Below are 20,430 nucleotides of genomic sequence, written 5' to 3'. Positions count from 1 at the left end.
CAGTCAACGGAGTATTACATGTCCAGAAGGCTTCGCAGAACCAAGATCGTCACCACCTTAGGCCCGGCCACCGACCGCGATAATAACCTCGAAAAGATTATCGCCGCGGGTGCCAACGTGGTGCGCATGAACTTCTCTCACGGTACGCCAGAAGACCATAAATTACGTGCCGACAAAGTGCGTGAAATCGCAGCTAAACTGGGCCGCCATGTTGCTATCCTCGGTGACCTGCAAGGTCCAAAAATCCGCGTATCGACCTTTAAAGAAGGCAAAGTCTTCCTCAACATCGGCGATAAATTCCTGCTGGATGCCAACCTGAGCAAAGGCGAAGGCGATAAGGAAAAAGTGGGTATTGACTACAAAGGTCTGCCTGCTGACGTTGTGCCTGGCGACATCCTGCTGCTGGACGACGGACGCGTACAGCTGAAAGTGCTGGAAGTTCAGGGTATGAAGGTATTCACCGAAGTGACCGTCGGCGGCCCGCTCTCCAACAACAAAGGCATCAACAAACTCGGCGGTGGCCTGTCTGCCGAAGCGCTGACCGATAAAGACAAAGCGGATATCGTGACCGCAGCGCAGATCGGCGTGGATTACCTGGCCGTCTCCTTCCCGCGCTGCGGCGAAGATCTGAACTATGCTCGCCGCCTGGCGCGCGATGCAGGCTGCGATGCGAAAATCGTTGCGAAAGTGGAACGCGCTGAAGCGGTCTGCGATCAGGACACGATGGACGACGTGATCCTGGCGTCTGACGTGGTGATGGTTGCCCGTGGTGACCTGGGCGTGGAAATTGGCGACCCTGAACTGGTCGGTATCCAGAAAGCGCTGATCCGTCGCGCGCGTCAGCTGAACCGCGCGGTGATCACCGCCACCCAGATGATGGAATCCATGATCACCAACCCAATGCCAACCCGTGCGGAAGTCATGGACGTGGCGAACGCCGTGCTGGATGGTACTGACGCGGTGATGCTGTCAGCAGAAACCGCAGCGGGCCAGTATCCGGCGGAAACCGTGGCCGCCATGGCGCGCGTCTGCCTGGGTGCGGAGAAGATCCCAAGCATTAACGTCTCCAAGCACCGCCTGGATATCCAGTTCGACAATGTGGAAGAAGCGATTGCGATGTCCGCGATGTACGCAGCCAACCACCTGAAAGGGGTCACGGCGATCATCACCATGACCGAATCTGGCCGTACTGCGCTAATGACGTCCCGTATCAGCTCCGGTCTGCCGATCTTCGCCATGTCCCGTCACGAGCGTACGCTGAACCTGACGGCGCTGTATCGCGGCGTGACGCCAGTATACTTCGACAGCACCAACGACGGCGTGGCCGCCGCGCACGATGCCGTGAACCTGCTGCGCGACAAAGGTTATCTGGTATCCGGTGATATCGTTATCGTGACGCAGGGTGACGTGATGAGCACCATCGGCTCAACCAATACCACCCGCGTACTGACCGTAGAGTAAGCTCCAATCCCCTCTCCCCTAAGGGGAGAGGGGTGAAGGTTTCCTATTTCTTCGGGAAAAGCTCTTTACGCTTGTACGGCTCTGTTTCGCCAGGTTTACGCGTTTTGAGCAGCTTCAGGATCCACGTATATTGCTCCTTATGCGGCCCCACCAGCACCTCCACCTCTTCATTCATGCGACGTGCGATGGTGTGATCGTCTGCGGTCAGCAGATCGTCCATCGGCGGACGTACCTCAATGCTCAGGCGATGCGTTTTACCGTCATAAACCGGGAACAGTGGGATCACGCGGGCGCGGCAGACTTTCATCAGGCGACCAATCGCGGGTAGCGTGGCTTTATAGGTTGCGAAGAAATCGACAAACTCGCTGTGTTCCGGGCCGTGGTCCTGATCGGGCAGATAGTAGCCCCAGTAACCCTGACGTACCGACTGAATGAAAGGCTTAATGCCATCGTTTCGGGCGTGCAAACGCCCGCCAAAGCGACGGCGCACGGTATTCCAGACGAAGTCGTAGATTTTGTTTCCCTGATTATGGAACATCGCCGCCATTTTCTGGCCCTGCGACGCCATTAACATCGCCGGAATGTCTACCCCCCAGCCGTGCGGCACCAGGAAAATCACCTTTTCATCATTGCGACGCATCTCGTCGATGATCTCCAGCCCTTTCCAGTCAACGCGTTCGACGATCTTCTCCGGCCCTTTCAGCGCCAGTTCCGCCATCATCGCCATGGCCTGTGGCGCGGTGGTATACATGTCATCAATGATTGCTTCGCGTTCGGCGTCGCTTTTATCCGGAAAACAGTACAACAGATTTATTTGCGCGCGGCGGCGTGCGCTTTTACCTAAGCGCCCTGCCAGGCGCCCCACTTTGCCGAGCACCGGATCGCGGAGGGAAGCAGGTAGCAACGCCATGCCAGCAAACGCGTATACGCCAAGCCAGGCGCCCCAGTTACGCGGGTGGCGAAAAGATTTTTCAAACTCGGGAATGTACTCAATATTGTTTTTTTTGGTTTCCATGCGGGTTCCAGGGTCTGGTGACGCAAAAATATATTCGGATAGTGTAGCGAGGCTGCCGCCCGCGCACAAAAGAAAAAGCCGGCGCATACTGACGCCGGCTTTTTAAATCAGGAGAGCTTAGTCGAAGCGCAGCTGCGGCATCACCTCTTTCACCTGCGCCAGGTAATCTTTGCGATCTTTGCCGGTCAGCCCTTCGGTGCGCGGCAGTTTTGCCGTCAGCGGGTTAACTGCCTGCTGGTTGATCCACACTTCGTAGTGCAGGTGCGGCCCCGTCGACCGGCCGGTGTTACCGGACAACGCGATGCGATCGCCACGTTTCACTTTCTGGCCCGGTTTGACCAGCAGTTTACGCAGGTGCATGTAGCGGGTGGTGTACGTACGACCGTGACGAATAGCAACGTAGTAGCCAGCAGCACCGCTGCGTTTCGCCATGACTACTTCACCATCCCCTACCGCCAGCACTGGCGTGCCCTGCGGCATGGCGAAGTCAACGCCACGGTGCGGCGCTACGCGGCCAGTTACCGGGTTCAGACGACGCGGGTTGAAGTTGGAGGAGACGCGGAACTGTTTCGCCGTTGGGAAACGCAGGAAGCCTTTTGCCAGACCCGTACCGCTGCGGTCATAGAACTTACCGTCTTCCGCGCGAATAGCGTAGTAGTCTTTGCCGTCTGAACGCAGACGAACACCCACCAGCTGGCTCTGCTCGCGCTTACCATCCAGCATTTCGCGGGACATCAGGACAGAGAACTGATCGCCTTTTTTCAGTTTGCGGAAATCCATCTGCCACTGCATGGCTTTGATCACCGAGCTGATTTCAGCGCTGGTCAGGCCGGCATCGCGTGCGCTGGAAACAAAGCTGCCGCCGACGGTTCCTTTCATGACGCTGTTAACCCAGTCGCCCTGCTGCAATTCGCTGGTCATTTTGAAACCGTTTGCAGTGCGATCGTAGGTACGGGTTTCGCGACGGGACATCTCCCAGGTCAGACGTTGCAGATCGCCGTCGGGCGTTAAGGTCCAGGAAAGCTGCTGACCAATTTTCAGGTTACGCAGCTCTTTATCGGATGCGGCGAGCTGGCTGATGTTGCCCATGTCGATACCGTACTGGTTCAGGACGCTGCTCAGCGTATCGCCAGTAGAAACAACGTATTCATGAATGCCGGCTTCATTCTGGATCTTGTCATCCAGCTCATCCTGGGGAATCGCTTCATCTTCCTGAGCGGCCTGATCGATAGGCTCGCTGGCCTCAGGCAGCAGAGAGCGGATCTCGCTCTTCTCCAGTTCGATGGTTTTAATGATTGGGGCGGAACTCGGGTGGTAAACATAGGGCCGCCAGACGGCGACCGCTAACGTGAGAACTGTAAGCGACCCCAGCATAACGCGGTGGGGTCGAGGCAGATTGTTAAATGCCAGGGCGACAGAGCGGGCTATCTGTTGCACGTATTCACTTCCTCGTTAATCTCCTTTCAGGCAGCTCGCATACTGATTCGCCAGTTGGCTGAGGAACTGCGAATAGCTCGCTTTGCTCAACTGGATGTTCGTACCTAGCGGGTCAAGGGTTCCCATGCGCACGGATGTTCCCCTGGCCACGGCTTCTACGACCGCTGGCCTGAACTGTGGCTCAGCAAAAACGCATGTCGCTTTTTGCTCAACCAACTGTGTTCTGATTTCATGTAAACGCTGCGCACCAGGCTGAATTTCAGGGTTGACGGTAAAATGCCCCAGCGGGGTCAGACCGTAATGTTTCTCGTAATACCCGTAGGCATCATGAAAAACGAAGTACCCTTTTCCTTTAAGCGGTGCGAGCTCGTTACCCACCTGTTTGTCGGTTGCGGCTAATTGAGCCTCAAAATCCTTCAGGTTGGCGTCGAGTTTGATTCGACTTTGCGGCATAAGTTCCACTAATTTGTCGTGGATTGCAACCGCTGTAAGCCGCGCTATCTCTGGGGAGAGCCAGAGATGCATGTTGTATTCGCCGTGATGGTGATGGTCGTCACCTTTTTCGCCGTGAGCATGGTCGTGGTCGTGTTCGTCACCCTCGTCCTCATCGCCTTTCATGAGTAACGGTTTCACGCCGGACAGCCCGGCAATCGTCACCTGTTTCTCAGCGGGAAGCTGTCTGGCTGACTTCTGCATGAACGCTTCCATCTCAGGACCAATCCAGACGACTAAGTCCGCGTTCTGTAAGCGTTTTACATCAGATGGACGCAGAGAATAATCATGCTCGGAAGCACCATCAGGCAGCAGAACCTGGGTCTCAGTGACCCCATCCGCGATGGCGGAGGCGATAAATCCAAGCGGTTTAAGCGAAGCGACAACGGCGGCGTTAACATCTTGTGCTGTTGTACCCCAAAGAGCAGCGGATAAAGCTGCGAAAAGAAGCGTATTTTTCTGTAACATAATGCGACTAATCATCGTAATGAATGCGTGGAATGTGATATTATAACATTCGATGACTTCTGCAAGCTTAAATTGACATGACGACTTTAGTTTCTCTTGAAAATGTTTCGGTCTCATTCGGCCAGCGCCGCGTCCTTTCTGACGTGTCGCTGAATCTGAAGCCCGGCAAAATACTCACCCTGCTCGGCCCTAACGGCGCAGGCAAATCGACGCTGGTACGCGTCGTATTAGGCCTGGTAGCTCCCGACGCAGGTGTTATCGTCCGCGAAGACAAGTTGCGTATCGGCTATGTGCCGCAAAAGTTACACCTCGATGCCACCCTGCCCCTGACGGTGAGCCGCTTCCTGCGCCTCCGTCCCGGTACGCGTAAAGCGGATATCCTCCCGGCGCTGAAACGGGTTCAGGCGGGTCATCTTGTTGAGGCGCCCTTGCAAAAGCTGTCGGGCGGTGAAACCCAGCGCGTATTACTTGCCCGCGCCCTGCTCAGCAGCCCTCAGCTGCTGGTCCTGGACGAGCCGACGCAGGGTGTTGACGTCAACGGTCAGGTTGCGCTGTACGATCTGATTGACCAGCTCCGTCGAGAGCTAAACTGCGCGGTGCTGATGGTGTCCCATGATCTGCACCTGGTGATGGCCAAAACCGACGAAGTGCTGTGCCTGAACCATCACATTTGTTGTTCCGGCACGCCGGAAGTGGTGTCAATGCATCCGGAATTTATCTCTATGTTTGGCCATCGCGGCGCCGAACAGCTGGGCATCTATCGTCATAATCACAATCACCGCCATGATTTACAGGGACGAATTGTCCTGCGTCGGGGAAATGGACACTCATGATTGAACTGTTACTGCCCGGCTGGCTGGCCGGGATTATGCTTGCCTGCGCCGCGGGTCCACTCGGCTCGTTTGTCGTCTGGCGCAGAATGTCCTATTTCGGCGATACGCTGGCCCATGCTTCATTGCTGGGTGTGGCGTTTGGTTTGTTACTGGACGTGAACCCATTTTATGCGGTGATTGTCGTCACGCTGCTGCTGGCTGCCGGTCTGGTCTGGCTGGAAAAACGCCCTCATCTGGCAATTGATACCCTGCTCGGCATTATGGCGCACAGCGCCCTGTCGCTGGGCCTGGTGGTAGTGAGCCTGATGTCAAACATCCGCGTGGACCTGATGGCCTATCTGTTCGGCGATCTGCTGGCCGTCACGCCCGAAGATCTGATTTCCATTGCCATTGGCGTGGCAGTGGTGCTCGGGATCCTGCTGTGGCAGTGGCGGAATTTACTGGCTATGACCGTCAGTCCGGATCTGGCCTTTGTCGATGGCGTGAAGCTTCAGCGCGTGAAGCTGCTGTTGATGCTGGTGACGGCGTTAACCATCGGCGTGGCGATGAAGTTTGTTGGCGCGCTGATCATCACGTCGCTGCTGATAATTCCTGCCGCCACTGCGCGCCGTTTTGCGCGTACGCCGGAGCAAATGGCCGGTATCGCGGTGATTATCGGAATGATTGCGGTGACGGGCGGGTTAACCTTCTCGGCGTTTTATGACACGCCAGCAGGGCCGTCGGTGGTATTGTGCGCGGCGGTGTTGTTTATTTTCAGTATGATGAAAAAGACCGCGCAGTAGTCAGCATATCCCCGGTGGCGCTTCGCTTACCGGGGCTACCATTTATCGCTGCTTACGGCATCGCGGGCGGCGTAATACCGAAATGATTCCACGCCCGCACCGTCGCCATACGACCACGTGGGGTACGCTGTAAGAAGCCCTGCTGGATCAGATACGGCTCCAGCACATCTTCGATAGTCTCACGCTCTTCGCCAATTGCCGCCGCCAGGTTATCCAGCCCTACTGGCCCGCCAAAGAACTTATCCAGCACCGCCAGCAGCAGCTTACGGTCCATGTAGTCAAAACCTTCGGCATCGACATTCAGCATATCCAGCGCCTGGGCGGCGATCTCGGCCGAAATAGTGCCGTCGTGCTTCACCTCGGCAAAGTCACGCACCCGGCGCAGCAGGCGGTTGGCGATACGCGGCGTACCGCGGGAGCGCTTCGCCACTTCAAACGCTCCCTCTTCGCTCATATCCAGCCCCATGTAGCGCGCGCTGCGCCCTACAATATGCTGAAGGTCGGGCACCTGATAAAACTCCAGACGCTGCACGATACCAAACCGGTCGCGTAGTGGAGAGGTCAGCGAGCCGGCGCGGGTCGTGGCGCCAATCAGGGTAAACGGTGGCAGATCGATTTTGATCGAGCGCGCGGCCGGACCTTCACCGATCATGATATCCAGCTGGTAATCCTCCATTGCCGGATAGAGCACTTCCTCCACCACCGGTGAAAGACGGTGGATCTCATCGATAAACAGCACGTCATGCGGTTCGAGGTTGGTCAGCATCGCCGCCAGGTCCCCTGCTTTCTCCAGTACCGGGCCGGAGGTGGTACGCAGGTTAACGCCCATTTCATTGGCGACGATATTCGCCAGGGTGGTTTTACCTAACCCCGGCGGACCAAAAATCAGCAGGTGATCGAGCGCATCGCCGCGCAGCTTTGCCGCCTGGATGAAAATCTCCATCTGAGAACGAACCTGCGGCTGGCCGATGTACTCATCCAGCAGTTTGGGACGGATCGCGCGATCCACCACGTCATCTGGCTGAATAGTGCCTGCCGATACCAGGCGGTCTGCTTCAATCATCCTTTACCTCACAATGCAGCGCGCAGCGCTTCACGAATCAGAGTTTCACTGCTGGCATCCGGTTTAGCAATTTTGCTCACCATCCGGCTGGCCTCCTGAGGTTTATAGCCCAGCGCCACCAGCGCGGCAACCGCTTCCTGCTCGGCATCATCATCAGATGCAGGCGCGCCCGGGGAAGTCAGCACCAGATCGGCTGCCGGCGTGAACAGATCGCCATGCAGACCTTTGAAGCGGTCCTTCATCTCGACAATCAAACGCTCGGCGGTTTTCTTCCCGATGCCTGGAAGTTTAATTAACGCAGCCGGATCTTCACGCTCAACGGCGTTCACAAACTGTGGCGCTGACATACCGGACAGAATCGCCAGGGCCAGCTTCGGCCCGACGCCGTTGGTTTTAATCAATTCGCGGAACAGGGTGCGTTCCTGTTTGTTATTGAAGCCGTACAGCAGCTGAGCGTCTTCACGCACCACAAACTGGGTAAAGACAACCGCCTCTTTGCCCGCCTCCGGCAGTTCGTAGAAGCAGGTCATCGGCATATGGACTTCATAGCCCACGCCACCCACTTCCAGCAGTACTAACGGGGGTTGTTTTTCAATGATGATGCCTCTGAGTCTGCCTATCACGTGACGCTCCTGCGTTCTGGAAGAAATTAACTGCCGACATAATAAAAAAAGGCTGGATAAACATCCAGCCTGATTTGTCATTATCGTAACCTGCCTCGCGCCAGATTGAGCCGCGACTCGCTCATTTGCATCGCATTCTGGCTGACGTGACAGTGGGTAATCGCAATGGCCAGCGCATCCGCGGCGTCGGCCTGCGGGTTCGCAGGGAGCTTCAGCAGGGTACGCACCATGTGCTGCACCTGGCTTTTCTCCGCGCTACCAATGCCCACCACCGTCTGCTTAACCTGACGGGCCGCGTACTCAAACACCGGCAGATCCTGGTTCACGGCGGCAACAATCGCCACGCCGCGCGCCTGACCGAGCTTTAACGCCGAGTCAGCGTTTTTCGCCATAAAGACCTGCTCGATGGCGAAATAGTCCGGCTGGAACTGGGTGATGATCTCCGACACGCCCGCATAGATGAGCTTCAGGCGCGACGGCAGATCGTCCACTTTGGTGCGAATACAGCCGCTGCCGAGGTAGGTTAGCTGGCGTCCCACCTGACGGATAACGCCATAGCCGGTGACGCGTGAGCCGGGGTCAATCCCGAGAATAATCGACATCACGCGTCTCCCGTAAACGGTTTACAGGCTCTCATCAGAGAGTCGCTGCAACCTCATCAGAGATTTCACCGTTGTGATACACTTCCTGCACGTCGTCGCAGTCTTCGAGCATGTCGATCAGACGCAGCAGTTTCGGTGCGGTTTCCGCATCCATGTCCGCTTTGGTAGACGGGATCATGGAGACTTCAGCGTTATCCGCCTTCAGGCCAGCCGCTTCCAGCGCATCGCGCACGGCACCCATCTCTTCCCATGCGGTGTAAACATCAATAGCACCGTCGTCGTAGGTCACCACGTCTTCCGCACCGGCTTCCAGCGCCGCTTCCATGATCGCATCTTCGTCGCCTTTCTCGAAGGAGATGACGCCTTTTTTGCTGAACAGGTACGCTACGGAACCGTCAGTGCCCAGGTTGCCGCCGGTTTTGGTGAACGCGTGGCGCACTTCCGCAACGGTACGGTTACGGTTGTCGGACAGACACTCAACCATCACCGCCGTACCGCCAGGACCGTAACCTTCATAAATGATGGTTTCCATGTTCGCGTCTTCATCACCGCCCACGCCACGTGCGATGGCACGGTTCAGGGTGTCACGCGTCATGTTGTTGGACAGGGCTTTATCCACCGCTGCGCGCAGACGTGGGTTAGAGGCCGGATCGCCGCCGCCCAGACGCGCCGCTGTCACCAGCTCACGAATGATTTTGGTAAAGATTTTACCGCGTTTGGCATCCTGTGCCGCTTTGCGGTGTTTGGTGTTGGCCCACTTACTATGACCTGCCATAAAAAGTTCTCCAAAAATCGCGCCTTCTCAGGCAGCGTTAATTACAAATTCTTCAATCGCCTGCCGGTTGCTCCACGACTTGGTCAGTGCGGCGGCATCCGCCGCATCCACCCAGCGGTAGGTCAGGTGTTCCGTGAACACGATCTCCCGCTCATGGGGAAGCGCAAGGCAGAACCACGATTCCGTATTGCGCTCAATGCCCGGTGCATAGCGATGACGTAAATGGCTAAAAATTTCAAACTCCACCGTGCGCTGACAGTCCTTCAGGGTCAGTTGCTCGCGAGCAACGTCAATGGCGACCTCTTCCTTTACTTCACGCGCGGCGGCCTGCGGCGCGGTCTCTCCCTCTTCCAGGCTGCCGGTAACCGACTGCCAGAAATCCGGATCGTCGCGACGCTGCAACATCAGCACCCGCTTCGTGTCTTCTGCATAAATGACCACCAGAACCGAAACGGGACGCTTATATGCCATATCAGTTTTTCTCTTCCTTCTTCACCACCTCAATGCCCAGCTCAGCCAGCGCGGCCGGGTTGGCAAAGCTTGGCGCTTCAGTCATCAGACACGCCGCTGCGGTGGTTTTCGGGAAGGCGATCACATCACGGATGTTGTCGGTGCCGGTCAGCAGCATGGTCAGACGGTCAAGACCGAAGGCCAGACCCGCGTGCGGAGGGGTACCGTACTTCAGGGCGTCCAGCAGGAAGCCAAACTTCTCGCGCTGCTCCTGCTCGTTAATGCCCAGAATGGCGAACACGGTCTGCTGCATTTCACCGCTGTGAATACGCACGGAGCCGCCGCCCACTTCGTAGCCGTTGATGACCATATCGTAGGCGTTTGCCACCGCGTCTTCCGGCGCCGCTTTCAGCTCTGCCGCCGTCATCTCTTTTGGCGAGGTGAACGGGTGGTGCATCGCGGTCAGGCCGCCTTCACCGTCGTCTTCAAACATCGGGAAGTCGATTACCCACAGCGGCGCCCATTTGCTTTCGTCGGTCAGGTTCAGGTCTTTGCCAAGCTTCAGACGCAGCGCGCCCATCGCATCCGCAACCACTTTCTTGTTGTCTGCGCCGAAGAAAATCATGTCGCCGTCCTGCGCGCCGGTGCGCTCAAGGATCGCTTCCACGATGTCCGCATTCAGGAACTTCGCCACCGGGCTGGTGATGCCTTCCAGACCTTTTGCACGCTCGGTTACTTTAATATAGGCCAGACCTTTCGCGCCGTAGATCTTGATGAAGTTGCCGTAGTCGTCAATCTGCTTACGGCTCAGGGCAGCACCGCCCGGAACGCGCAGGGCAGCCACGCGGCCTTTCGGATCGTTAGCCGGGCCAGCAAAGACCGCGAACTCAACGGCTTTCACCAGGTCTGCCACGTCCACCAGCTCCATCGGGTTACGCAGGTCTGGTTTGTCGGAACCGTAGCGACGCTCGGCTTCCGCGAAGGTCATGACAGGGAAATCGCCCAGTTCAACGCCTTTCACGTCGTCCCACAGGCTACGCACCAGGGCTTCCATCACCTCACGCACCTGCTCAGCGGTCATGAAAGAGGTTTCCACATCGATCTGGGTAAATTCTGGCTGACGGTCAGCGCGCAGGTCTTCGTCGCGGAAGCATTTCACGATCTGATAGTAGCGATCGAAGCCGGACATCATAAGCAGCTGTTTGAAAAGCTGTGGTGACTGCGGCAGCGCGTAGAATTTGCCTTTATGGACGCGGGATGGCACCAGGTAGTCGCGCGCGCCTTCCGGCGTGGCTTTGGTCAGCATCGGGGTTTCGATATCAAGGAAACCGTGGTCATCCATAAAACGGCGCACCAGGCTGGTGATTTTCGCACGGGTTTTCAGGCGCTGAGCCATTTCCGGACGACGCAGATCCAGGTAGCGGTATTTCAGACGCGCTTCTTCGGTGTTGACGTGGTTGGAGTCCAGCGGCAACGCTTCCGCGCGGTTGATGATCGTCAGATCGGACGCCAGCACTTCGATAGCGCCGGTCGCCATGTCGGCGTTGACGTTTTTCTCGTCACGCGCACGCACGGTGCCCGTCACCTGAATGCAGAACTCATTGCGCAGCTCAGAAGCCAGCTTCAACGCATCAGCGCGATCCGGATCGAAGAACACCTGAACGATACCTTCGCGGTCACGCATATCAATAAAGATAAGGCTACCAAGATCGCGACGACGATTGACCCAACCACACAGGGTGACCTGCTGCCCGACGTGGGACTGACGCAGCTGCCCGCAATATTCTGTACGCATGAGATATCCCTTAATTAGCCGCAGGCTGATTGTCGCCTGTCTCGCAGGCTACGATGTCGCAGCTTTCTGTATGTCACAACTGGATGAAAAAAGGCGGCTATTATACTGGAAATTCTGCCGCACGATAAGAGCGAAGCACGGCCTGACGCGCGTTTGCTGAACTCTTATTGCCTATTCTCACAAAAATTAACAAAATTATCCGACCGATAACAGGCCATCACGTCGTAAGGTGTAGAAAAGCAATCATTTGACGGGAGTGACGATGTTTACACTTGATGCCACCAAAACCGCCCTTGTGGTCATTGATTTACAGGAAGGCATTCTGCCTTTTGCCGGTGGTCCGCACACCGCTGACGATGTGGTCAGCCGCGCTGCGCGCCTGGCAGAAAAATGCCGCGCCAGCGGCTCGCCTGTTGTTATGGTGCGCGTCGGCTGGTCCGCTGATTTCGCCGAAGCGTTAAAGCAGCCGGTTGATGCCAAGGCCCCGGCGCAGGCGCTGCCGGACAACTGGTGGACATATCCTGTCTCGCTCGGTAAACGCGACAGCGATATAGAAGTCACCAAACGCCAGTGGGGCGCATTCTACGGCACCGACCTGGAGCTCCAGCTGCGCCGTCGCGGGATCGACACGATTATTCTGTGCGGGATCTCCACCAACATCGGTGTGGAATCCACCGCCCGTAACGCCTGGGAGCTGGGCTTTAACCTGGTGATCGCGGAAGATGCGTGCAGCGCAGCCTCTGCGGATCAGCACCAGGGCAGCATGACCCATATCTTCCCGCGTATCGGTCGCGTGCGCAGCACGGATGAGATCCTCAGCGCGCTATGATGTACGTGGGCCTGCCCCAGTGGTCGCACCCGAAATGGGTGCGCCTGGGTATTACCAGCCTTGAAGAGTATGCCCGACACTTTAACTGCGTGGAGGGCAATACCACGCTGTACGCTCTGCCCCGCGCGGAGATCGTCGAACGCTGGCGCGAGCAAACCAGCGACGACTTCCGCTTTTGCTTTAAATTCCCGGCGACCATCTCCCACAACGCCGCGCTGCGCAACTGCGATGATTTAACCCACGAGTTTTTCACCCGGATGTCGCCTCTGGCCAACCGTATTGGCCAGTACTGGCTCCAGCTTCCCGCCACGTTTGGCCCGCGCGACCTGCCTGCCCTCTGGCAGTTTCTCGACGCCCTGCCGCATGGCTTCACCTACGGCGTAGAAGTAAGGCATCCGGAATTCTTTGCCAAGGGCGACGCGGAGAAAGCGCTCAATCGCGGCCTGCATGAACGATCGGTCAACCGCGTGATCCTCGACAGCCGCCCCGTACATAGCGCAATCCCGCACAGCGAAGCCGTTGTTGATGCCCAGCGCAAAAAACCTAAAGTGCCCGTCCACGCGATCGTAACGGCACAGAACCCGATGGTCCGGTTTATCGGCAGCGATAACATGCAGCAAAATGAGGAGATGTTCGCCGTCTGGCTGCAAACGCTGGCGAAATGGGAGCACACCACCACGCCGTACCTTTTTTTACATACGCCGGATATCGCACAGGCGCCTGAACTGGTCGATGCTCTCTGGCAGGCCTTGCAGCAGGCAGTTCCGTCGGTTGGCCCCGCGCCGTCCATCCCACAACAATCTTCTCTTTTCTGAAATCACCCCCTATCATAGAGACGTGCCATCTGCCAAAAACAGGGAGTTAGTATGGTCAGCGCGCTGTATGCGGTGTTAGGTGCATTACTGCTGATTAAGTTTTCATTTGATGTTGTGCGCCTGAGAATGCAGTACCGCGTCTCGTACGGTGACGGGGGATTTTCTGAGCTACAAAGCGCAATCCGCATTCACGGCAACGCGGTCGAGTACATTCCCGTCGCGTTAATTTTGCTGCTGTTAATGGAGATGGATGGCGCAGAAACCTGGATGGTGCACGTCTGTGGGCTACTGCTGATAGCAGGGCGTTTGATGCATTATTATGGTTTTCACCACCGCCTGATCCGCTGGCGTCGTTCCGGCATGAGCGCGACCTGGTGCTCGCTTTTGCTGATGGTGCTGGCTAACCTTTGGTATATGCCGTGGGAGTTGGTTTTCTCCTTCCATTAGCGCACAATATGCCCCTTTATTTTTCCCGGATTTTTACGTTATGTCAGATCGCGACACGCTTTTTTCCGCGCCTATCGCCAGCCTGGGCGACTGGACCTTTGATGAACGGGTAGCCGAAGTCTTCCCGGATATGATCCAGCGCTCTGTTCCCGGTTATTCCAATATTATCTCCATGATCGGCATGCTGGCGGAGCGTTTTGTTCAACCCGGCACGCAGGTCTATGACCTGGGCTGTTCGCTGGGAGCGGCAACGCTGTCCATTCGTCGTAACGTTCATCACGAAGGCTGCAAGATTGTGGCTGTCGATAACTCACCGGCCATGGTCGAACGCTGCCGTCGCCACATTGACGCGTATAAAGCCCCTACGCCTGTGGAGGTGGTAGAAGGCGATATCCGCGATATCGACATCCAGAACGCCTCGATGGTGGTACTGAACTTTACCCTTCAGTTCCTGGTGCCGGACGATCGTCAGCGGTTGCTGGATAAAATTTATCAGGGCCTGAACCCGGGCGGCGCGCTGGTGCTGTCTGAGAAATTCAGCTTTGAAGACGCCAGCGTGGGCGAACTGCTGTTCAACATGCACCATGATTTCAAGCGTGCAAATGGCTACAGCGAGCTGGAGATCAGCCAGAAGCGCAGCATGCTTGAAAACGTCATGCTGACGGATTCCGTAGAAACCCACAAAGCGCGCCTGCGCAAAGCCGGATTTGAACACAGCGAACTGTGGTTCCAGTGCTTTAATTTTGGTTCTCTGGTGGCGCTTAAAGCCGGAGACGCAGCATGATCGAGTTCGGTAATTTCTATCAGCTGATTGCCAAAAACCACCTTTCCCACTGGCTGGAAACCCTGCCTGCGCAAATTGCCACCTGGCAGCGCGATCAGCAGCATGGTCTGTTGAAGCAGTGGTCCAACGCCGTGGAGTTTCTGCCTGAACTGACGCCTCATCGTCTGGATTTACTGCACAGCGTGACGGCGGAGAGCGAAGAGCCGCTCTCGGCCGGGCAGATCAACCGCATCGAAACGCTGATGCGTAACCTGATGCCGTGGCGCAAAGGGCCGTTCTCGCTGTACGGCGTAAATATCAACACCGAGTGGCGCTCTGACTGGAAGTGGGATCGCGTTCTGCCGCATTTATCCGACCTGACCGGGCGCACCATTCTGGACGTGGGCTGCGGTAGCGGCTATCACATGTGGCGCATGATCGGCGCAGGCGCGCATCTGGCCGTCGGTATCGATCCGATGCAGCTGTTCCTGTGCCAGTTTGAAGCGGTGCGTAAGCTGCTGGGTAACGACCAGCGTGCGCACCTGCTGCCGCTGGGTATCGAGCAACTCCCTGCCCTGAAAGCGTTTGATACCGTTTTCTCGATGGGCGTGCTGTACCACCGTCGTTCCCCGCTGGAGCATCTGTGGCAGTTGAAAGATCAGCTGGTCAGCGGCGGCGAACTGGTGCTGGAAACGCTGGTCATCGAAGGCGATGAACATGCCGTTCTGGTGCCGGGCGATCGCTATGCGCAGATGCGCAACGTTTACTTCATCCCTTCCGCGCTGGCGCTGAAGAACTGGCTGGAGAAATGTGGATTTGTCGATGTACGCATCGCCGATGTGTGCGTGACGTCGGTTGAGGAACAGCGCCGCACCGACTGGATGATCACCGAATCGCTGGAGCAGTTCCTCGATCCGGACGACCACAGCAAAACCGTCGAAGGCTATCCGGCCCCGATGCGTGCGGTATTGATTGCGACCAAGCCGTAGTTTGTGCCGGGTGGCGGCTGCGCCTTACCCGGCCTACGCGTCGCACGTTTTCTCCAAAATAGTTCAAGTTGCAGCAAGGCGGCAACGCAGCGAATCCCCGGGAGCTTACATCAGTAAGTGACCGGGGTGAGCGAGGCGGCCAACGCGGCTGCGGCTTGAAATATGAAGGAGAAAAAAAGGCCCCTGTGTAATTTGCAGGGGCCTGGTACAAGCAAGCATCATATTGGGCGACATGATGCGCGGTAAAAATCGGTACGTTGCTACACGTGATGACGTTCAATCAACGATTTCATTACCGCAACCGACTCTCCATCCACACCGTAGCGCGAGTACTCATCCGCTTCAGCATCCGTCGACATTGACAACCCTGTATTGCGATAACGCATGGGTGAAGGTATCCATTTACCCGCCGAGCTGTGCAGCTCTTCCACCCCTGCGTTTAAAAACAGTTCCAGATTGCTGGCGCGTACTCCTGCGCCCGCCATGATTATTGGAACACCGGAATGTGCTTTTAGTTCCGTAATTAATTTCAGTCCTTTTTCAGCCGAGGACTGCTGGCCCGACGTCAGAACGCGCGCCACGCCCAGTTCTGCCAGCGTATCAAAGGCTTGTATCGGATCCTGACACTTATCGAACGCACGATGAAAAGTGACCGCCATCCCCCGGGCGGCGCGCATGACCTGACGCATACGCGGAAGATCGATGTTGCCGTCTTCGTCCAGCACACCGATCACCAGCCCCGGAAAACCGGAATCACGGACGAGGGCGATATCCTCAAGCATGGCACTGAACTCACCCGCCGTATAACAAAAATCACCGCCGCGCGGGCGAATAATCGGGTGCACCGGAATAGTGATGGCCTGACGGGCTGATTTCAGCACGCCAAAGGACGGGGTTAATCCTCCTTCTTTCGGTGCCGCGCAAAGCTCGATGCGATCGGCCCCCTGCCGTTGCGCAGTGACGGCACACTCCACGCTGTAACAACAAATTTCCAGCAGCGCCATGTCATCCTCCTTAAATTTCACTCAACGTACCATCGTGGCACGTTGCCCGATTGGTGTCTGGATCGACGCTCACAATGCTTACGCTTCGCTGGCGACGATCTGCTCGATAGTCCAGGGATGGAATTTCACCGTCACGTTGCCGTCCGTTACGGCAAGCGTAGGGTTCGGTAAGCGTTCGCGCTCCCCTTTTGGCGAGCTGGTTTTGACGAAAATACCCGGCTGGCTTAACCCCTCGTCGGAAAGCAGCGCCAGCGCACGGGCGTTCAGCGTCTCGGGCTCCCCAGGCAGAACAATTTCGATATGCTCCCAGCCTTCGTGCGGATAACGCTTCTCTCCTGGCCAGGGCAGTTCCACAACGGTGAATTGCCAGTGCGCCACCGTTACCGGCGCGTGAAGTTTGAACAGGCAGATCGGGCGACCGTTAATGATATTCTCCGACAGCAGTTCTCCGCACTGCTCAAAGCCACGCCGCCAACGTTCGGCGGTGGCATTCTGGTGGCAGCGCAAAGAGATGTGATCGGCCTCAAGCGGCGCGATATCCAGCCCGAGACGGGTGGCAAGTTCTGTGAACGCCTGAGTGAAGCGCGGTAAATCTGCGGAAATATCATGCAGTTCGTCAATGGTATGCCAGTTCGCCATAGGTCAGTCTCGTTTCGTGTCGCAAAGCCGCTAATTTACTCTGTTGCCCTCTGTCGACCAACCGCAGAATCACGGTTTTTTCGACTGCATGATTATGCATACCGTCTTCGCCTGGATTCTGAGCGATCTTCGCACCCCGCAGGGCTGACGCCCGAAGGCATTTGCAGTATACTCCCGCCCTAAATTCTTAAACTGGCGTGGGTGTTTTTTACCCGCATCAAAAACGTAAGGTATCCAGGTGAATATTCAGGCTCTTCTCTCAGAAAAAGTCAGTCAGGCACTGATTGCCGCAGGTGCGCCTGCGGATTGCGAACCCCAGGTTCGTCAGTCAGCGAAAGTACAGTTTGGCGACTATCAGGCTAATGGCGTGATGGCAGTGGCTAAAAAACTGGGCATGCCGCCGCGACAGCTCGCTGAGCAGGTACTGACGCATCTGGATCTCACCGGCATCGCCAGCAAAACCGAAATCGCCGGTCCAGGCTTTATCAACATTTTCCTTGAGCCTGCATTCCTCGCAAGCCACGTTGACGCGGCGCTGAAGTCTGACCGCCTGGGCGTGGCTCAGCCAGATGCGCAGACCGTGGTGGTTGACTACTCCGCGCCAAACGTGGCGAAAGAGATGCACGTCGGTCACCTGCGCTCCACCATCATCGGTGACGCGGCGGTGCGTACCCTCGAGTTCCTTGGTCACAAGGTGATCCGCGCTAACCACGTAGGCGACTGGGGCACGCAGTTCGGCATGCTGATCGCGTATCTGGAAAAGCAGCAGCAGGAAAACGCAGGCGAAATGGCGCTGGCAGACCTGGAAGGTTTCTACCGTGAAGCCAAAAAGCACTATGACGAAGATGAAGCCTTCGCCGAGCGCGCGCGCAGCTACGTGGTGAAACTTCAAGGCGGCGACCCGTACTTCCTCGAGATGTGGCGCAAGCTGGTGGACATTACCATGTCCCAGAATCAGCTCACCTATAACCGTCTGAACGTGACCCTGACCCGTGACGACGTGATGGGTGAAAGCCTGTATAACCCGATGCTGCCAGGCATTGTGGCGGACCTGAAAGCTAAAAATCTGGCGGTGGAAAGCGAAGGCGCAACGGTGGTGTTCCTTGATGAGTATAAAAACAAGGAAGGCGAACCGATGGGTGTGATCGTCCAGAAAAAGGATGGCGGCTATCTCTACACCACCACCGACATCGCCTGTGCGAAATACCGTTACGAAACCCTGCATGCGGATCGCGTGCTGTATTACATCGACTCCCGTCAGCACCAGCACCTGATGCAGGCGTGGACTATCGTGCGTAAAGCGGGTTATGTGCCGGATTCCGTGCCGCTGGAACATCACATGTTCGGCATGATGCTGGGTAAAGACGGTAAGCCGTTCAAAACCCGTGCGGGCGGCACCGTGAAGCTTTCCGATCTGCTGGATGAAGCGCTGGAACGCGCGCGTCGCCTGGTGGCCGAGAAGAACCCGGATATGCCTGCTGACGAGCTGGAGAAACTGGCTAACGCGGTTGGGATCGGCGCGGTGAAATACGCGGATCTCTCCAAGAACCGTACCACCGACTATATCTTCGACTGGGACAACATGCTGGCGTTTGAAGGCAACACGGCGCCATATATGCAGTACGCTTATACCCGCGTACTCTCCGTCTTCCGTAAAGCCAATATCGACGAAAGCGTGCTGGCGAATGCTACGGTGACCCTTACCGAAGACCGTGAAGCACAGCTGGCTGCCCGCCTGCTTCAGTTCGAAGAGACGCTCTCCGTGGTCGCGCGTGACGGTACGCCGCACGTTATGTGTGCATACCTGTACGATCTGGCCGGTCTGTTCTCTGGCTTCTACGAACACTGCCCTATCCTCTCTGCTGAGAGCGAAGCGGTGCGTCACAGCCGCCTGAAGCTGGCGCAGCTGACGGCGAAGACCCTGAAGCTCGGTCTGGATACCCTGGGTATCGAAACCGTAGAACGTATGTAAAAAAGAAACCCGGCGAGCGCCGGGTTTTTTATTATCAGAAATATTTCCGCAAATATTCCGTCAGACACAGAATCGCCATTGCCTGGCCATACGGCATCGAGGTCAGCGGTATCTGGCGGTAAAACGCCAGATCGCTCCCCATCCCCGTCCCGAAGGACGTTTGCAGCAGCTCCCCTTCCGGCGAGATGTTTTGCACGATGCCGCGAATCGCTTTCTCCGCCACCTCTGCGTACTCTGCGCCGACATAACGCTTGCGCACGGCTTTCAGAATGCCGTAAGCAAACCCTGCCGTGGCCGACGCCTCCAGATAAGAATCAGGATCGTCCAGCAGCGTATGCCACAATCCACTCTCGTCCTGACATTTTGCCAGTGCGGCGATCTGCGCGTTCAGTACCTGCACCAGATAGCGACGAACGGCGTTGTTTTCCGGCAGATCCACCAGCTCGAGGAAATCCGGGATCACGATGGTCAGCCAGCTGTTGCCGCGCGCCCAGCGAGCCCGGGCAAAGTTGTGATTGCCGTCGTAATTCCAGCCGTGGAACCACAGTCCGGTCTCCCGATCCATCAGGTTCTGTACGTGGAGCAGGAACTGATAGATCGCCTCCTCGACGTACTCCGGCTTGTTCAGCAGCTTGCCGATTTTCGCCAGCGGCAGCACCGTCATCATCAGCGTGTCATCCCACATCTGCTGATGGTTCTCTTCCGCCAGGGTGATGTGCTGCATGCCGCCATGTTCGGTGCGCGGCATCTCATTCATCGCCCATTCCGCCCAGCTTTCCAGCCACGGCAGCCAGGCAGGGTTTTTGGTCTCTTCGTAGCGATACGCCAGCGTCAGGAACGGCGACATGGTATTCACGTTTTTGGTGGTTGCGCCTTCAGCGAAACGGTCAGCAAACCAGCTGTCGATAATCTCGCGCATGCCTTCGTCACCGGTCTGGCAGTAATACTGCCAGATACCGTATAAACCGACGCCGTGGGTCCATTCCCATCCGGCCCAGCCTTTGGTGTCGATCACGCGCCCGTCGTCCAGCCGCAGCAAAAACTCACCCGTTTTGTCGTGGATATTGACCAGGTTATGCGTCACCTTTTGAATCAGCGATTTCAGCTCATCCCTGGCGATAAAGCGCTCAGGCTGACGCAGTAACGGGCTATGTTTGACAGGCCAAACTTTCATCA

21 protein-coding genes are annotated in these 20,430 nt (G+C 56.8%); 9 read left to right on the top strand and 12 right to left on the bottom strand.

Annotated features, from left to right (window positions below; all coding sequences use genetic code 11):
* The first annotated feature begins 18 nt into the window (after positions 1-18).
* Positions 19-1,461 (top strand): pyruvate kinase, encoded by a 1,443-nt coding sequence (pyk, locus tag ACWKXX_RS16510; RefSeq protein ID WP_261666177.1) that lies wholly within the window; start codon positions 19-21, stop codon positions 1,459-1,461.
* A 43-nt stretch (positions 1,462-1,504) separates the two neighbouring features.
* Here pyk and lpxM read toward each other — a convergent pair whose 3' ends face one another.
* The 3 genes from lpxM to znuA all read right to left on the bottom strand — a co-directional run bounded on the left by lpxM (position 1,505) and on the right by znuA (position 4,873).
* A complete protein-coding gene (gene lpxM, locus ACWKXX_RS16505; protein WP_015570283.1) occupies positions 1,505-2,476 on the bottom strand; it encodes a lauroyl-Kdo(2)-lipid IV(A) myristoyltransferase in 972 nt (323 codons plus the stop codon).
* Between the two features lie 117 nt (positions 2,477-2,593).
* Complete coding sequence (mepM, locus tag ACWKXX_RS16500) at positions 2,594-3,913, bottom strand: murein DD-endopeptidase MepM (protein WP_003859762.1); 1,320 nt, start codon at positions 3,911-3,913, stop codon at positions 2,594-2,596.
* 15 nt (positions 3,914-3,928) lie between these two features.
* A complete protein-coding gene (gene znuA / locus ACWKXX_RS16495) occupies positions 3,929-4,873 on the bottom strand; it encodes a zinc ABC transporter substrate-binding protein ZnuA (RefSeq protein WP_232944637.1) in 945 nt (314 codons plus the stop codon).
* A gap of 77 nt (positions 4,874-4,950) precedes the next feature.
* On the opposite strand from znuA, the gene znuC reads away from it, so the two are divergent.
* Together znuC and znuB are read left to right on the top strand one after the other, a co-directional pair.
* The gene (gene znuC, locus ACWKXX_RS16490; RefSeq protein ID WP_003859757.1) at positions 4,951-5,706 is read left to right on the top strand and encodes a zinc ABC transporter ATP-binding protein ZnuC; all 756 of its coding nucleotides are present in this window, start codon (positions 4,951-4,953) and stop codon (positions 5,704-5,706) included.
* Positions 5,703-6,488, top strand: a complete 786-nt coding sequence (znuB, locus tag ACWKXX_RS16485; protein WP_015570280.1) for a zinc ABC transporter permease subunit ZnuB — start codon at positions 5,703-5,705, stop codon at positions 6,486-6,488. Before znuC ends, znuB begins: the two co-directional genes overlap by 4 nt.
* Positions 6,489-6,540: 52 nt before the next feature.
* Here the strand turns inward: znuB and ruvB are convergent, their stop codons facing one another.
* The 6 genes from ruvB to aspS form a co-directional block, all read right to left on the bottom strand.
* Positions 6,541-7,551 (bottom strand): Holliday junction branch migration DNA helicase RuvB, encoded by a 1,011-nt coding sequence (ruvB, locus tag ACWKXX_RS16480; RefSeq protein WP_003859753.1) that lies wholly within the window; start codon positions 7,549-7,551, stop codon positions 6,541-6,543.
* An 8-nt stretch (positions 7,552-7,559) separates the two neighbouring features.
* Complete coding sequence (ruvA, locus tag ACWKXX_RS16475) at positions 7,560-8,174, bottom strand: Holliday junction branch migration protein RuvA (protein WP_003859751.1); 615 nt, start codon at positions 8,172-8,174, stop codon at positions 7,560-7,562.
* Between the two features lie 80 nt (positions 8,175-8,254).
* Positions 8,255-8,776 carry a crossover junction endodeoxyribonuclease RuvC gene (gene ruvC, locus ACWKXX_RS16470; protein WP_003859749.1) on the bottom strand — a complete coding sequence of 174 codons (522 nt, stop codon included), beginning with the start codon at positions 8,774-8,776 and terminating at the stop codon, positions 8,255-8,257.
* A gap of 34 nt (positions 8,777-8,810) precedes the next feature.
* Positions 8,811-9,551: a YebC/PmpR family DNA-binding transcriptional regulator gene (locus ACWKXX_RS16465; RefSeq protein WP_003859747.1), complete on the bottom strand. Its 741-nt coding sequence runs from the start codon at positions 9,549-9,551 to the stop codon at positions 8,811-8,813.
* A 27-nt stretch (positions 9,552-9,578) separates the two neighbouring features.
* Positions 9,579-10,022 carry a dihydroneopterin triphosphate diphosphatase gene (nudB, locus tag ACWKXX_RS16460; protein ID WP_032653994.1) on the bottom strand — a complete coding sequence of 148 codons (444 nt, stop codon included), beginning with the start codon at positions 10,020-10,022 and terminating at the stop codon, positions 9,579-9,581.
* Between the two features lies 1 nt (position 10,023).
* On the bottom strand, positions 10,024-11,796 hold the full coding sequence (gene aspS, locus ACWKXX_RS16455) for an aspartate--tRNA ligase (RefSeq protein ID WP_261666175.1): 1,773 nt from the start codon (positions 11,794-11,796) through the stop codon (positions 10,024-10,026).
* Positions 11,797-12,058: 262 nt separating this feature from the next.
* Here aspS and ACWKXX_RS16450 point away from each other — a divergent pair, with 262 nt between their 5' ends.
* From ACWKXX_RS16450 to cmoB, 5 genes are read left to right on the top strand one after another with little or no spacing between them, the layout of a single operon-like run.
* Positions 12,059-12,625, top strand: a complete 567-nt coding sequence (locus tag ACWKXX_RS16450; RefSeq protein WP_015570278.1) for a hydrolase — start codon at positions 12,059-12,061, stop codon at positions 12,623-12,625.
* Complete coding sequence (locus ACWKXX_RS16445) at positions 12,622-13,440, top strand: DUF72 domain-containing protein (RefSeq protein WP_023303897.1); 819 nt, start codon at positions 12,622-12,624, stop codon at positions 13,438-13,440. Before ACWKXX_RS16450 ends, ACWKXX_RS16445 begins: the two co-directional genes overlap by 4 nt.
* A gap of 51 nt (positions 13,441-13,491) precedes the next feature.
* On the top strand, positions 13,492-13,887 hold the full coding sequence (locus ACWKXX_RS16440; protein WP_003859737.1) for an MAPEG family protein: 396 nt from the start codon (positions 13,492-13,494) through the stop codon (positions 13,885-13,887).
* 40 nt (positions 13,888-13,927) lie between these two features.
* Complete coding sequence (gene cmoA / locus ACWKXX_RS16435; protein ID WP_003859735.1) at positions 13,928-14,671, top strand: carboxy-S-adenosyl-L-methionine synthase CmoA; 744 nt, start codon at positions 13,928-13,930, stop codon at positions 14,669-14,671.
* Positions 14,668-15,639, top strand: coding sequence for a tRNA 5-methoxyuridine(34)/uridine 5-oxyacetic acid(34) synthase CmoB (gene cmoB / locus ACWKXX_RS16430; protein WP_261666174.1), 972 nt, complete (start codon positions 14,668-14,670; stop codon positions 15,637-15,639). Before cmoA ends, cmoB begins: the two co-directional genes overlap by 4 nt.
* A 260-nt stretch (positions 15,640-15,899) precedes the next feature.
* On the opposite strand, the gene cutC is transcribed toward cmoB, so the two are convergent.
* Both cutC and ACWKXX_RS16420 read right to left on the bottom strand, forming a co-directional pair.
* Positions 15,900-16,643: a copper homeostasis protein CutC gene (gene cutC, locus ACWKXX_RS16425; RefSeq protein ID WP_261666173.1), complete on the bottom strand. Its 744-nt coding sequence runs from the start codon at positions 16,641-16,643 to the stop codon at positions 15,900-15,902.
* Between the two features lie 78 nt (positions 16,644-16,721).
* Positions 16,722-17,282, bottom strand: coding sequence for a VOC family protein (locus ACWKXX_RS16420; protein WP_015570274.1), 561 nt, complete (start codon positions 17,280-17,282; stop codon positions 16,722-16,724).
* A 238-nt stretch (positions 17,283-17,520) separates the two neighbouring features.
* On the opposite strand from ACWKXX_RS16420, the gene argS reads away from it, so the two are divergent.
* On the top strand, positions 17,521-19,254 hold the full coding sequence (gene argS, locus ACWKXX_RS16415) for an arginine--tRNA ligase (RefSeq protein ID WP_040117795.1): 1,734 nt from the start codon (positions 17,521-17,523) through the stop codon (positions 19,252-19,254).
* A 34-nt stretch (positions 19,255-19,288) separates the two neighbouring features.
* Here the strand turns inward: argS and bglB are convergent, their stop codons facing one another.
* Complete coding sequence (gene bglB / locus ACWKXX_RS16410; protein ID WP_026080697.1) at positions 19,289-20,428, bottom strand: beta-galactosidase BglB; 1,140 nt, start codon at positions 20,426-20,428, stop codon at positions 19,289-19,291.
* Positions 20,429-20,430 lie beyond the last annotated feature (2 nt).

The organism is Enterobacter sp. UPMP2061, assembly GCF_053709615.1.
Note: the sequence above shows the minus strand (reverse complement) of the source record. Positions and strands in the feature narration are given on the sequence as shown.

What these genes read in the sequence shown, in the direction of transcription:
- pyk (WP_261666177.1), top strand. Translation starts at nt 19, where the DNA reads ATGTCCAGAAGGCTTCGCAGAACCAAGATCGTCACCACCTTAGGCCCG.
- lpxM (WP_015570283.1), bottom strand. Translation starts at nt 2,476, where the DNA reads ATGGAAACCAAAAAAAACAATATTGAGTACATTCCCGAGTTTGAAAAA.
- znuA (WP_232944637.1), bottom strand. Translation starts at nt 4,873, where the DNA reads ATGTTACAGAAAAATACGCTTCTTTTCGCAGCTTTATCCGCTGCTCTT.
- znuC (WP_003859757.1), top strand. Translation starts at nt 4,951, where the DNA reads ATGACGACTTTAGTTTCTCTTGAAAATGTTTCGGTCTCATTCGGCCAG.
- znuB (WP_015570280.1), top strand. Translation starts at nt 5,703, where the DNA reads ATGATTGAACTGTTACTGCCCGGCTGGCTGGCCGGGATTATGCTTGCC.
- ruvB (WP_003859753.1), bottom strand. Translation starts at nt 7,551, where the DNA reads ATGATTGAAGCAGACCGCCTGGTATCGGCAGGCACTATTCAGCCAGAT.
- ruvC (WP_003859749.1), bottom strand. Translation starts at nt 8,776, where the DNA reads ATGTCGATTATTCTCGGGATTGACCCCGGCTCACGCGTCACCGGCTAT.
- ACWKXX_RS16465 (WP_003859747.1), bottom strand. Translation starts at nt 9,551, where the DNA reads ATGGCAGGTCATAGTAAGTGGGCCAACACCAAACACCGCAAAGCGGCA.
- nudB (WP_032653994.1), bottom strand. Translation starts at nt 10,022, where the DNA reads ATGGCATATAAGCGTCCCGTTTCGGTTCTGGTGGTCATTTATGCAGAA.
- aspS (WP_261666175.1), bottom strand. Translation starts at nt 11,796, where the DNA reads ATGCGTACAGAATATTGCGGGCAGCTGCGTCAGTCCCACGTCGGGCAG.
- ACWKXX_RS16450 (WP_015570278.1), top strand. Translation starts at nt 12,059, where the DNA reads ATGTTTACACTTGATGCCACCAAAACCGCCCTTGTGGTCATTGATTTA.
- ACWKXX_RS16445 (WP_023303897.1), top strand. Translation starts at nt 12,622, where the DNA reads ATGATGTACGTGGGCCTGCCCCAGTGGTCGCACCCGAAATGGGTGCGC.
- ACWKXX_RS16440 (WP_003859737.1), top strand. Translation starts at nt 13,492, where the DNA reads ATGGTCAGCGCGCTGTATGCGGTGTTAGGTGCATTACTGCTGATTAAG.
- cmoA (WP_003859735.1), top strand. Translation starts at nt 13,928, where the DNA reads ATGTCAGATCGCGACACGCTTTTTTCCGCGCCTATCGCCAGCCTGGGC.
- cmoB (WP_261666174.1), top strand. Translation starts at nt 14,668, where the DNA reads ATGATCGAGTTCGGTAATTTCTATCAGCTGATTGCCAAAAACCACCTT.
- cutC (WP_261666173.1), bottom strand. Translation starts at nt 16,643, where the DNA reads ATGGCGCTGCTGGAAATTTGTTGTTACAGCGTGGAGTGTGCCGTCACT.
- ACWKXX_RS16420 (WP_015570274.1), bottom strand. Translation starts at nt 17,282, where the DNA reads ATGGCGAACTGGCATACCATTGACGAACTGCATGATATTTCCGCAGAT.
- bglB (WP_026080697.1), bottom strand. Translation starts at nt 20,428, where the DNA reads ATGAAAGTTTGGCCTGTCAAACATAGCCCGTTACTGCGTCAGCCTGAG.